At 41.0% G+C, this 12195-nt stretch carries 17 protein-coding genes, 1 tRNA gene and 1 riboswitch; of the genes, 6 read left to right on the top strand and 12 right to left on the bottom strand.

Annotated elements, in window-relative coordinates:
- The first annotated feature begins 512 nt into the window (after nt 1-512).
- Nucleotides 513-616: riboswitch (TPP riboswitch) on the top strand.
- Between the two features lie 16 nt (nt 617-632).
- Complete coding sequence (gene thiT / locus JOC95_RS21105) at nt 633-1274, top strand: energy-coupled thiamine transporter ThiT (RefSeq protein ID WP_338083130.1); 642 nt, start codon at nt 633-635, stop codon at nt 1272-1274.
- A 94-nt stretch (nt 1275-1368) separates the two neighbouring features.
- Nucleotides 1369-1554, top strand: coding sequence for a hypothetical protein (locus JOC95_RS21100; RefSeq protein WP_204420197.1), 186 nt, complete (start codon nt 1369-1371; stop codon nt 1552-1554).
- A gap of 50 nt (nt 1555-1604) precedes the next feature.
- Here JOC95_RS21100 and JOC95_RS21095 read toward each other — a convergent pair whose 3' ends face one another.
- From JOC95_RS21095 to JOC95_RS21085, 3 genes are read right to left on the bottom strand one after another with little or no spacing between them, the layout of a single operon-like run.
- Entirely contained in the window at nt 1605-2423 is an 819-nt protein-coding gene (locus JOC95_RS21095; RefSeq protein ID WP_204420195.1) for a GNAT family N-acetyltransferase, read from the bottom strand.
- A 5-nt stretch (nt 2424-2428) separates the two neighbouring features.
- Entirely contained in the window at nt 2429-2938 is a 510-nt protein-coding gene (locus tag JOC95_RS21090; RefSeq protein WP_204420193.1) for a GNAT family N-acetyltransferase, read from the bottom strand.
- Between the two features lie 14 nt (nt 2939-2952).
- On the bottom strand, nt 2953-3846 hold the full coding sequence (locus tag JOC95_RS21085) for a DMT family transporter (protein WP_204420191.1): 894 nt from the start codon (nt 3844-3846) through the stop codon (nt 2953-2955).
- A 125-nt stretch (nt 3847-3971) separates the two neighbouring features.
- Between JOC95_RS21085 and JOC95_RS21080 the strand changes: the two genes are divergently transcribed.
- The 3 genes from JOC95_RS21080 to JOC95_RS21070 all read left to right on the top strand — a co-directional run bounded on the left by JOC95_RS21080 (nt 3972) and on the right by JOC95_RS21070 (nt 5401).
- Nucleotides 3972-4673 carry an MgtC/SapB family protein gene (locus JOC95_RS21080; RefSeq protein WP_204420189.1) on the top strand — a complete coding sequence of 234 codons (702 nt, stop codon included), beginning with the start codon at nt 3972-3974 and terminating at the stop codon, nt 4671-4673.
- A 62-nt stretch (nt 4674-4735) separates the two neighbouring features.
- Nucleotides 4736-4808 (top strand) — tRNA-Ala (locus JOC95_RS21075).
- A gap of 140 nt (nt 4809-4948) precedes the next feature.
- Nucleotides 4949-5401, top strand: coding sequence for a DUF2269 family protein (locus tag JOC95_RS21070; protein ID WP_204420186.1), 453 nt, complete (start codon nt 4949-4951; stop codon nt 5399-5401).
- Between the two features lie 34 nt (nt 5402-5435).
- Here JOC95_RS21070 and JOC95_RS21065 read toward each other — a convergent pair whose 3' ends face one another.
- From JOC95_RS21065 to JOC95_RS21055, 3 genes are all read right to left on the bottom strand, one after another.
- Nucleotides 5436-5951: a DUF6241 domain-containing protein gene (locus JOC95_RS21065; protein WP_204420183.1), complete on the bottom strand. Its 516-nt coding sequence runs from the start codon at nt 5949-5951 to the stop codon at nt 5436-5438.
- Between the two features lie 149 nt (nt 5952-6100).
- Entirely contained in the window at nt 6101-6340 is a 240-nt protein-coding gene (locus tag JOC95_RS21060) for a glutaredoxin family protein (protein ID WP_204420181.1), read from the bottom strand.
- Nucleotides 6341-6414: 74 nt separating this feature from the next.
- On the bottom strand, nt 6415-6612 hold the full coding sequence (locus JOC95_RS21055) for a ChaB family protein (RefSeq protein ID WP_204420179.1): 198 nt from the start codon (nt 6610-6612) through the stop codon (nt 6415-6417).
- A 156-nt stretch (nt 6613-6768) separates the two neighbouring features.
- Here JOC95_RS21055 and JOC95_RS21050 point away from each other — a divergent pair, with 156 nt between their 5' ends.
- Complete coding sequence (locus JOC95_RS21050; protein ID WP_204420177.1) at nt 6769-7479, top strand: N-acetylmuramoyl-L-alanine amidase; 711 nt, start codon at nt 6769-6771, stop codon at nt 7477-7479.
- On the opposite strand, the gene JOC95_RS21045 is transcribed toward JOC95_RS21050, so the two are convergent.
- From JOC95_RS21045 to JOC95_RS21020, 6 genes are all read right to left on the bottom strand, one after another.
- A complete protein-coding gene (locus JOC95_RS21045; protein WP_204420201.1) occupies nt 7476-8423 on the bottom strand; it encodes a TRM11 family SAM-dependent methyltransferase in 948 nt (315 codons plus the stop codon). The two genes, JOC95_RS21050 and JOC95_RS21045, sit on opposite strands and share 4 nt — an antisense overlap.
- Nucleotides 8424-8563: 140 nt before the next feature.
- A complete protein-coding gene (locus JOC95_RS21040) occupies nt 8564-9196 on the bottom strand; it encodes a response regulator transcription factor (protein WP_204420175.1) in 633 nt (210 codons plus the stop codon).
- Nucleotides 9189-10235, bottom strand: coding sequence for a sensor histidine kinase (locus tag JOC95_RS21035; RefSeq protein ID WP_204420173.1), 1047 nt, complete (start codon nt 10233-10235; stop codon nt 9189-9191). The genes JOC95_RS21040 and JOC95_RS21035 overlap by 8 nt, the downstream gene beginning before the upstream one ends.
- A complete protein-coding gene (gene liaF / locus JOC95_RS21030; RefSeq protein WP_204420171.1) occupies nt 10232-10957 on the bottom strand; it encodes a cell wall-active antibiotics response protein LiaF in 726 nt (241 codons plus the stop codon). The genes JOC95_RS21035 and liaF overlap by 4 nt, the downstream gene beginning before the upstream one ends.
- Before the next feature lie 86 nt (nt 10958-11043).
- On the bottom strand, nt 11044-11691 hold the full coding sequence (locus tag JOC95_RS21025) for a PspA/IM30 family protein (protein ID WP_204420169.1): 648 nt from the start codon (nt 11689-11691) through the stop codon (nt 11044-11046).
- 17 nt (nt 11692-11708) lie between these two features.
- On the bottom strand, nt 11709-12062 hold the full coding sequence (locus JOC95_RS21020; protein WP_204420167.1) for a lmo0954 family membrane protein: 354 nt from the start codon (nt 12060-12062) through the stop codon (nt 11709-11711).
- Between the last annotated feature and the right edge of the window lie 133 nt (nt 12063-12195).

The following is a 12195-nucleotide window of genomic DNA, read 5'->3' as shown; positions in this document are numbered from 1 at the left end:
TTCATCCTGAGCCAGGATCAAACTCTCCAATAAAGAGTTTGAGCTTATGCTCAAATGTTGACTAGCTTGTGTTACATTTTCGTTCTTTGTTAATCCCTATAAGATTAACGTGGACGCTGTTGTTTTGTTTAGTTTTCAAAGATCATTCAATTCGGCAAACCGCTTAAAAGCGACTTCCTAATCATAACAACTTGTCCGTTAAGTGTCAAGCTGTTTTTTGTTTTTTTATCACCGTTGTCACTCGGAATCAACATTAGTCATCCGTGTTCCTTGGCGACGAAATTAAATATACCATCCCACTAACTATATTGCAATACTTTTTTAAACAATTTTCTAAGCAATTTTCCTATTAGAATAGAATCCATTTTAATAGACTGGAAATCCAACCTTGTTTTAAACTTTTTCTTCATATAAACAAAAAAACAACCAGTTGGAATTCTTGTCTTTCGAAAAATATATTGTTCTTACACTCTGCCTCTTGTATGATGGTAATTGGACACACAACATAACTTCATATCCACAAGGGGTGCCACTATTGGCTGAGACTGAACAAAGCTGTTCTAACCCTCTGAACCTGTTAGATAATTCTATCGTAGGGATGTGGCAATCTTATTACTTACTTTATTTAAGCAATAAAAGAGCCTAACCTCTCTTTTATTGCTTTTTCTTATTTTAAGGGGGAGATTATCATAAAGAAATCGAATACGCTTTTTCTTGTAGAAGTTGCTATTTTTGGAGCTTTGGCTTATCTGCTTGATGTTCTTGCAGGAGTATTGTCATTAAAAATATGGGCACAGGGAGGCTCCATCTCCATCGCTATGGTGCCTGTATTCATCATGGCATTTCGCTGGGGATTAAAAGGCGGATTGCTTTCAGGGTTGATATTGGGATTATTGCAACTCACATTCGGGCCGGTAGGAGTTCATATAGTCCAGATTTTGTTGGATTATATAGTAGCTTTTGTAGTGTTGGGATTCGCAGGGTTGTTCGCCAGTCAGGTTGTGAACGCAGTGAATCGCGACGATTTCAAAAGAGCGATCTATTTTGTAACCTTTGCATCATTCATTGCATGCACACTTAGATTTTTATCCCACTATCTTGCAGGGATCATTTTCTTTAGGGATGCTGCACCGGCAGGACAACCGATAGAGATATATTCGTTAATCTATAACGGAACATATATGTTGCCTAGTTTTGTAATTTCGACAATTGTTACTTTACTATTGATCAAGGCAGTTCCAAGGATTTTCTCTTTCAGCAAAACAGTTTCTTAAGCTAACCTCCATGGTTAGCTTTTTTATTTTTAATAGAATGTAATGAAAGATTTCTACATATAGTCTAGTAATAGCTAATGTAGGAGGTTCTGTAATGATTGTAGTTAAAGACATAGCAATGGTTGTGGCTCTCTTATCATCGATGGGATTATTTTTATACGGATACTTCGAGGGGCTGGCGTTATGCAACCAAGAAGGGAAAGTCAGAGGTGAAGGCGTCATCATTGGCTTTTCACTTGCGATGGTTTTTGCCTTGATTGCAAATGATCTTGTTTCCTAAATAAAGAAGCCGGCTCACGTGAGTCGGCTTCCATTATTCATTGACATGTTTCAGGCTTCTTCAAGCAAAAAGTAATAGGATGGATAGATGCGTTCATTGATAAACCCGAGTTTCCTGGCAATCGCAATCGAATCTTTCCGGAATAGTTCCGTTGTCCAACTAGGAGTTTCGCCTCGTTTGAGACATTCTTCGATAAACAGATTTGCCATCGCGGAAGCAATTCCTTTTCCACGATGGGAAGTATTATAGTTATTGATGCCAATTTCTTTGATTCCATTATGCTGATAGACCGACAGACAGGCTCCGATTATACTTTCTTTGTAAAAGGCAGCCACCCCTAATCCGCTTTCCAAAAAGCTGTCAGTGGAATGCCAGAACTTCAATATTTCCTCGGTCAGTATATTATTTTTATCCTTTTGTAAAATACCCCTGTCAATGATTGCGACAGTGTAATCTTCGGGTATTGTGTTTTTTTTATAAGAAGAAATATACGCTTCCTCCGAAAAAGTAAATGCAACTCTAGTTCCTTGTTTAATAGGGATGACTTGAAAGATACTCTTCATTTCCGATTCTATTTTTTGAGGATATGTTTCTATGTTGATGTCTTCTTCCCTATGCGACCGTGCAATTGGAAGCAGCTCCGCCTGGAACCATTCTTCAAATCTTTCTTCCTCTATATCACCTATCAGATAGATCATCTCATGGACAGCATATACAACTAGCATCTGCGGGTCAGTTTGATTGTCTATAAAAGCAAATCCTATTTGCTGACCTGAAAGTACCCCCATAATGATTGGATGCCTGCTCACATTGTGGCCATCTAAAAAGGCCGATATATCATTTATATCTTGAACCTTCAGAAGCTCCACTTTCATCACACTCCAATAAAATTCCACCCATAGGCTATTTCTTCATATGCTTGATTCCCAATTTGTATGTTTTCGGTATCTATTTCCTGTGGCTCAAGTGATAAATAGAAATTTCTGCTGGGGTTATCGGCCAGTACCCATACAAGCATAGATTTATATCCGTTTTTAATTAAGCATTCACGAACTTTACTATACAGTGCCTTTCCTATTCCCCTTTTCTGAAAATCTTTAAGAATATAGATGGCGTATAGTTCTCCATCTACCTTATATTTCTTCGTCCGTTCAGGTCCAGCACTTGCAAAACCTACGATATCACCTTCCACTTCGGCTACAAATAGACAACTTTTCTCGTGTCCTGCCTGTATCGCCTTCTCCCACATGCTTTTTCTATTGTCATAGGAGAGTGTTTCCAAGTAGCTATCCTCCACTATTCCTTTATATGTAGTCTTCCAGCTATCCACATGCACTCTTGCAATGGATGCTTCATCACCTTTCTTGGCTAGCCTGATAATCATATGCTTCTCTCCCTTCACTCCGCCATATCTAATGGCTTGACTTTCTTATTGTCTCTCAAAAAATAGGCGACACTGAGCATGACAAGCATCCCTCCAGTGAACTGTGTCCAAGTAATATATTCCTCTAATACAAAATAGGCTAGAATGGCTGCCCCGATCGGTTCGAAAAGAATACTCATGGAAATCACATTGGTACTGATATACTTGACCGCCCAATTGAAAAGGGAATGCCCAAGCAAGGTGGGGATGATTGCAAGCAGCAGAAACCATAACCAATCCATTTGTGAATAGCCTGTCAAAGGATCACCTGTGAACACTACATAAAAAAATAACGCAATCGTGCTTACTCCATACACAATAAAGGTATATGTAATGAGAGAAAGTCTTTTTCTGACGTCCTGTCCAAAAAGTAAGTAGGCGGTAACCAATGCACATGCAACCAAGGCCAGTATGTCACCGAAAAGTGCCATCCCACTGATTCGGAAGTCTCCCCAGCTGATGATGATGCTACCGATGATTGCAATTACCCCACTTATAATGGATTTTGCACTTAGCTTTTCCTTGAAGAAAATATATGTCCCGATAAATGCAAACAATGGCTGCAAGGTTACCAATACAGTGGAACTGGCTACACTCGTATAGTTAAGCGATTCAAACCATAAAATAAAGTGGAAAGCCAAAAAAATACCAGCTAGGATGGAATAGATCCAATCCCGTTTCGTAATAACTCTTAATTCGTGCATATACTTATATAGGAATATCGGCATGATCAGCATTACAGAGAACAGCAAGCGATAAAAGGCAATCACGCCGGCTGGAGCTTCTGCAAGCTTTACAAAAATGGCTGATGTGGATACGGTTACGACACCTATCGCCAAGGCCATGTATGGATTCATCCACTTGTTCATTATTCAGTCTCCTTGTCCAGATTCCATGATGTAGATATTTCTTTCTAATTGTACTTAAAATTGCTATAATTTTCTAACCATTTATTTATTGTTTTTTTGGCATTCATAGACAGAGGAGGAGTTCGATGGAAGACATCTTGGAATTTTTCATAGAAAATGATTATATTTTAAAGCTTACCCTGGCAGCAGTAGCAGGTGTAATAATAGGTCTAGAGCGCGAACTGAAAGGAAAACCATTGGGACTGAAGACATGTGTGGTGGTATCAGTAATGGCCTGTCTATTGACCATAGTTTCCTATGAGTCTGCATTCCTGTATTCCAAAGAATATTCGCGCCCCATGGATCCAGGACGTATTCCTTCTTATGTAATAAGCGGTATCGGCTTTTTAGGCGCTGGCGTTATTCTTCGAAGAAGCAATGAAGCAATTTCCGGATTAACGACCGCTGCTTTGGTACTGGCTTCAGCAGGTATAGGGATTACCATCGGAGCAGGATTCTTTGTCGAAGCCTTGACCGGAGTTATTTTTATCATCCTTGGTGTAAAGGTCATCCCACTGCTTTTTGACGCAATCGGCCCGAAAAAACTGAAGGAAAAGGAAATCAAGGTGAAGATCTATATAGAAAAGGATGTACATCTTACCACCATCATGAAGGAGATTAATAGTAAAAATCTCAACGTCAAAAGGGTGAAAGTTAAAGAAGAAAAAGACGACATCGTGCTTAACTGCATCATTACGACGAAGAAGAATATCTATACGACCGACGTTTACTATGAAATAAAAAGTCTGAATGGAGTATTCCAGGCGGAAGTAGAAAATATTGATTAAAAGTTTTTTGAGAAAGTATTTGCAAAACAATAATTTTTTGGTAAAATAAATTCAGTCTTAACGGGGCATTAGCTCAGCTGGGAGAGCGCTACGCTGGCAGCGTAGAGGTCAGGGGTTCGAGCCCCCTATGCTCCATTTAACAACACCACAACTTGCAGTTGTGGTGTTGTTTATTTTCAGGCCAGATTCAAACTTTTTAAATTTTCCCTGTGACTTTCTCCTCAATTCTAGTAATATAGTAGGAGTGTAAAAAAGTTACTTAGGAGGAAATCTTTATGAGTTTGTATGGTCTTTTATTACTTATCCACATTATTGCTGCAGTAGTCGGCCTAGGCGCCACTTTTGCTATGCCAGTCTTGATGAGCACCGCTAAAACGGTGACACAGGCTAAGTTTTCCCATTCTGTTGCAGGCGGGATCGAGAAATTCGCCAAAATCGGAAGCATCACATTACTCGTGACTGGGACTGCAATGGGAGCTGTCAGCCCTTACCTTTTCAAGGAAATCTGGTTTATTGCTTCATTGGTTATCTATGTGTTGGTTCAACCTATCGTAGCAGGTATCCTTCCGAAGAAGAATGCACTTCAGATCCAGATTCTCGATCAGGCAAATGGGGAAGAACTGCCTTCTGAATATCAGAAGATAAGCAAACAGCTCGTTCCTATCAACAACATCGTACATATTTCAGCTATCATTCTTATCATATTGATGACAATCAAACCATTTTAAAAAGAGGCCTTTAGGGGCCTCTTTTTTAGCTGATCTATTGTCTGTTACTGAACTTCTCCTCGATGAACTCCTGTTCTTCCTCTGCACTCATTATCCCTGTTGCCCTTCCGACTGAACCGTCCTGTAGCTCCCAGATAGCATTGTGGTCATCATCGACACTCGTGAAATTCTTATTCTGCCATTTTAGGAGGATTTCCTCATAGATACTGCCATGCTTGTAGTCCTCCCGATTGTGCTGTACCACTTCGAGCAGCCTATCCACTCTTTCCTCTGTTAAGGGAAGGACGCCCCACTTTTTATCCGCTTCCACCTTTTGATGACTCATATGGTGAATGGCATTTTGAACGGCCAACTCCGACATATCAAATGTAAAATCCTCTTCAATGGCTGCATTGGTTTCCTGAAAGTTCATCTGGGCTCCTGGTTCCACTTCTTCGGTTGATGAGTTTTTCAGCTTAAGGATGCCTTCTGAATTCGGGTCGATTACTGAAATGTAATAAACAAGCGTTAATATCGCTAATGGCAGAACAACGATTATAACCCATTTCATATTAGTTTTTAATAGATGAATGACGTTCTCCCCCATTTTTCCTGTTTATACATCATTATACAGGAAATGGGATTAAGTAGAAACACTTAACTTTAACTATGATTATCGGGATAAAAAATAGCTGCAGCCGACGGATCGACTGCAGCCCTTTATTTTACAGACTCTAGTAATTTATTGATTTCCATCGGATTGAATCCTTTTACCGCTTTGTCACCTACCGCAGTAACCGGGATTCCCATGAATCCGAACTTTTCCACTTCCTGTTGGTACACAGGATCTGCCATGATATCCCTTACCTCAAAGGGGATCTCCTCTTGTTTCAGGTATTCCTTTACATATTCACAGTCCTTGCAGCCCTTTGCCGAATAGACAATGACGTTCTTGTTCATCTGAAGCCCTCCTTGATGTTTGTTATGGCTCCATTTTACCATACAGAAACTGATTTTTATAAGGGCGCTGATCCTTACTTTTCTACCCATTCATCCTTGTCATTTTTCTTATATTTATTTTTCACGGCATCCCAAGCCACCTTATGGGCGGTTTCTTCCTTGTCGTATTGTTCTGAGGCTGAATTGAAGGCTTCTTTATAAATTTCCTGTCCGTGCTTCGGCAAATTGTCTTTGACTCCTTTGGGCAGATCTTTCAATGAATCATATGGCATTTGATTTTCCTCCCTTGTTTTGATTTTATGCTTTTCCATTTCCTTTTCGGGGGAAAGGTAAACAAACTTCGATCTTCAGGAAGGAGAAACATGCACAGTGAAGGAATTAATAAAGAAGATTCATTTTATGTATTTCAACTAGAGTAGGAGACACTTATGAATAGATTATGTTGGATTATCTGTAGTACGATGGCTGTCCTGTTGGCAGGATGCACATCTGACACTGTAATAGAAGGCCCTGTCGAACCAATTGTGGAGGAAAAATCTGATGACGAGGTAATAGATTCGAAAAATGATCCTTTTACTCCCGGAATAAAGGTTACTGATCTGATGCTTCCAAAGCAGAATTCACGTGTGCGATCAGGTGCCATCACCCATGTGATGCTTCATTTTACGAATAATGCTTTACGAAACCCGGAAAACCCTTACGACTTGGATGAGGTTTATGCGCTGTTTGAAGAATATCAGGTGTCTGCGCACTATATGATTGGAAGAGATGGGGAGGTTTTTCATCTAGTGCCAGAAAACAGGGCTGCCTATCATGCGGGAAAAGGGATTGACCTGAACTATCAGCATTACCATAACAGCTTCAATGACCATTCCATTGGAATAGAGCTTTTAGCCATAGGTACGAAGGAAGAGATGCTACCCATCGTTCCGGAAGAAATCTTTGATAGGATCAATCCAAATGATATAGGTTATACTGATGCCCAGTATAAGGCCTTGGATAAATTATTGGAGGACATTTTAAAAAGGCATCCAACCATAAAAAAGGACAGGGAACATATCGTCGGCCATGACGAATATGCCCCTGTCCGGAAGGTGGATCCAGGTTCCTTGTTTGATTGGTCAAAAATCGGTTTTTAATGGCAGACAAGTATTTCCCTTGAAAAATACCCTTTTTTCGTGACACAGCGGTCTTTGATTTCGAAGCCCGCTTTTTCAATCATTTCATCTATCGTTTCAATCGTGACCACGACCAGTTTATCCGATATTCTTCTGGCATGCCTTAATATATCAGCCTGATCCTCTGGAGTTGCATGGGTATAGAGGTTATAAGGCATGTCTATGATTGCGACATCATATTTTTCCACAATATCTGCTATCGGTCCTAATGTCACATTTCCCGTTAAGCCGAAATGGGCGATATTTTCCCTTGAGCCTTGTGTAACAAGTGGGTTTATGTCCCGACCCTCGATCTGGATCCCCATGGACAATGCCTCTACAAGCACGGTGCCGATTCCGCAGCAAGGGTCTATCGCTTTTACTCCCTCTGGGTGGGGGACTGCAATATTGGCAACCGCCCTGGCGACCCGCGTGCTTAGTGCAGTGGAATATTCGTGAGGCTTTTTTGTATGTTTCAGCCAAACAGCCTCATTTTTGCGATAATTTCCGAAGTACCATCTGCCGCCATACGCCACGATCCCAAAGATGTGCTCAGGATTGTGGACATCCGCTTCTCCATGGATGCGTGCTCCTAGATCCCGCTCCATGACTCTTCTCTCGCCATATTCAATCTTGTCCTCTTTTTTCAGGTCATTGATTTTGATGAAGATTATTTTGAATGTCTTTTCCTTCATATCGATTTCTTGGACCTGCTCCACGATATCGATAAAAGTGTCGCCGCCGTATAGGACTTCGATCCGCTCCCTGATAAAAGGGCTTCTGCTTGGATCTATTTTTACAGCGCTCTTTATTATATTATGGTGTGATTCCAGGCCAAAAAAAGAGCGCATCTCCAAGTGACTCAAGGATTGCTCTTCTGGGCTGCTTGCATATGTATATATAAATTCCTGGGTATTCAATTCCATTTCCAACGACTACTCATCCTCTAACTTCTTAGTCCTTACCTTCTAAAGCTTATCGGTAAAACTATTAAAAAGCAATGAAAGCCGATAAATCAAAATTTGGCAAAGATAGCAGGGGGACAGAATGGCAATACCCGCCACCCTTACTTTGCCAAGTTGTGCTTAAATGCATAAATGACCGCCTGCGTCCGGTCCTGTACCTGTAATTTAGCCAAAATATTACTAACATGCACTTTTGCTGTTTTCAGGGCGATAAACAGCTCATCCGCGATTTCCTGATTTGTCTTCCCTTGTGTCATAAGAAGCAGAATCTCCATTTCACGATTGGTGAGCTCTTCATGCAGGAAGTGGTCATTTTTTTGACGCATCCTTTTCATCATTTTCCCTGCCACTTCAGGTTCCAGGATGGATTGACCTTTATAGGTGGAGCGTACTGCATTCGCTATATCACTTGCTTTGGAAGTTTTCAACATATAGCTCGTTGCACCGGCTTCGAGTGCCGGATACACTTTTTCATCATCCAGGAAGCTTGTGACAATGATGATTTTGGCATCGGGCCACTGATCGATTATCCTTTTGGTTGCTTCAATCCCATCCATTTCCTTCATGACAAGGTCCATGAGGATGATATCAGGCTTATGCAAAAGCGCCAACTCTACCGCTATTTTCCCATCGTCCGCCTCTGCAATCACTTCTATATCAGGCTGTGCGGATAGATAGGCCGTGACACCGATCCGAACCATTTCATGATCATCTACAAATAATACTCTAATCATTTTCCCCACCCTTTAAATCAAGCTTTGGAACTTTAACTTCCAATCTTGTACCCTGGTTTTCTACACTCACTATTTTTAATGTGCCGCCTATCTCCACGGCCCGCTCATACATGTTTTGCAATCCGTATGCGCCTGCACGTTCCTTTTCCACATCAAAGCCTTTTCCATCATCTACCACTCTCAGGATGATAAAATCATCGCGGCTGATCAAGAGCACTTCAACAGAAGATGCCTTGGCATGACGAAGCGTGTTTGAAAGGCTTTCTTGAAGGATCCGGAACAGATGATCCTCCACTCCCTTATCGATGGAAAAGGATTCTATCTTCCATGCAATGCTCATCGGGACCTTTTGCATCAATTCAATCAAAAGCTCCTCTGCCCCTTCTTGGAGGGTTTTCCCTTTCAAAGCCACTGGTCTCAAGTGGAGAAGAAGGGCACGCATTTCCAATTGGGATTGATGTATCATCTCCTCGACCATCCTGAGCTGCTTGGTTTCCCTGTCTTCGAGTGCCTCTTTTGGCTCCGTCAAGGCTGACATGAGCATCGATGCCGCAAAAAGCTGCTGACTGACCGAATCATGTAATTCCCTCGCCAATCTGTTGCGTTCCTGTGATACAATTTCCTGTATTCTGCTTTCTATGTCCACCGCTTTTTCATTTGCCAGCTTTTGAGAAAGCTTGGTTTGTTCCTTCATCTGCTTTTGTATCTTTTCCAGTTCCCTTTCTATCTCCCCTATTTCCTGTACAGGATTCCTATTATCCCACGCGATATTTCTTCCCTGTTCCAGCTGCAATAGATGGGAATGGATTGTCACTATCTGTTTTTTCCAGTACAGTCCAGAAAATAGGCCGACCAGTAAGCCCAGCAGGATACAAATACATAAAGCAAACACGGCAAATGGAAGATCAAACACTTTTACTTTCCATAAGGATGACCACTCCACCAAGGGAAAAGAAAGAAAGTACACGATACCAAATGCAAGAAAACTGATGAAGGCAGTGGTGACCCCCAACAGGAAGTGCCTTTGCAATATACTCATATTCTTTTCACCTCGAGGCTTCCCACCAAACAGGAGGTGATGATCTTAATTTTCTGGCTGGATTCCTCATATCCTGAAGTTTGGAAGTGAACAGTCCGATTCCACTGCTTCGACTCTTCCTCCTCCAAGATCACTGTGGAGCCGACCATTACGGAATGATTGACACTGATATCCAATTCATAGGGAACAAGAATCTGGATGTTGCCTACGACATTTCGTATGAAAATGACTGCTTCCCCTTTAGGGAGGACCGTATAGCTTAAGTCTATGATGGTATCCCCTATACCTGTCTGGATATTGACATCCTCCCATGTATAGGATTGTTCCGGTGTTTTCTGCCTACCCAAAAGTTTATTCTGGAACCACTTCTGTTCATGTTTCATCAGTCTTATGCCATTCTCCGCCGCTATTTCCGGTCTGATATAGGATGGATTCTGTTTCGACTGCGTAAACAAAATAAAGAAGTAAACAATGGATGCCAATAACACGAATCTGAATGTAAAAGAGCCGATGATCGTGAAAAATAAAGATAATGCACCTATGGCAAATAAGACCTTACCTAAAAACCAATTCCATTTCTTTTTACCGAAATATAAACATATGCCAGAAATAAGAAGGGAAAAAATGAGTCCGGGATCAAAAAATGAGATTTCAAGGATGAAAATAAAAAACCCGATAATTAGGATGTAGCTTAGCAGATCGGTTTTCTTCAAATTTGGCATTGTTTCCCCTCCTTTTATGGCATATTACAAACTTAATGAATGGATAAAAAAGGCGTACATTGCCGCCTTTTTTAGAATATCAGTTATTAGGATGAAAGAGAATGTGTTTTCTCTTCGTTTGATAATTCTTTTTCAATCTTTGCAATGCGCGCATCGATTGTATGGCGGCGATAAGAAGAATTCACTTGATGCTCCAAACGGTCAAGATAACCTTCCATTTCAGTGAATCTGGAGGATGATTGCACTCCATCATTGGATTCGAGCACTTTATTGACCCTGTGGTTGGCTCTAGCCACATTTTCTCTGCCCATCAATTCCATCCGTTTGATGTACATGTCCTTTAGCTTATGTTTCATCCCTTCATATTTTTGCTCCAGGGAAGTTAGGTCTTGAGAAACCTTTTCTAAGGAAATCTTGAGCTGATTTGCACGCTCCTCATATTGTTGATATTCTTTTACAGCGAATTCATGAAGCTCTGATTCGGAAGCCTTGGACGCTATATCAGCTTGATGCTTTCTTTTTTCCGCCAGCTGGGAAGCTTGATGGATCTCTCTCTGAAACTCATCCTTCAATATATTTTGGCGCTCGACCAACAGGCGTACCTTCTCCACTTCCTTCTCACAATCCCGTAAATACTGATTAAGCATGGAAATTGGATTCTTTTGTTCCTTCTTATCAAGCGCTTCATGGAAATCCGCTGCAATACTATTCTTTATTCTCGTAAATAAACTCATTTTCTAACACTCCTTTTTTATTTGTTGGTTAATGCATTCCACTCTTTTTCAAAGTTTGTGAATGGGTCACTGCTTTCTTTTGATTCGATGATGGTGTCTTTCGTTTTGTTCCAGTTTTTATAGACTAGATATAAGATATACGCTGCTACAAGCCCTAGGACGGCCGGGACATTTGCAATCGAGAAACCGATGGCGATCAGCCCGATGATTCCCCACAGTACCTTGTTTGCGGTAGAATCTGTTTTCATGAATTCCTTCACTGCATAATAGGAAACCACCAAGCTTAAGGCCAATCCCAGTAACGGTCCGATATTCGCCAATAATACGAAGAACGCGATGACACCCACTAATAACAATCCAAATTTTTTCATCTGTGTTTCCTCCTTTCATGTCTCTATCTTATCTGCTTTTAAGGATTGCTATAACGAGCCTGAGCTATATTTTGTAATAAGACCTGAGGCTTATTGGAGCTACGACCATCATGCGGAAGCAGCTTTTTATGAA

Source organism: Sutcliffiella tianshenii (assembly GCF_016908565.1).
GTDB classification, from domain to species: domain Bacteria; phylum Bacillota; class Bacilli; order Bacillales; family Bacillaceae_I; genus Sutcliffiella_A; species Sutcliffiella_A tianshenii.
The sequence above is the reverse complement of the archived record's forward strand: the minus strand, read 5'-3'. Positions and strand labels throughout refer to the sequence as shown.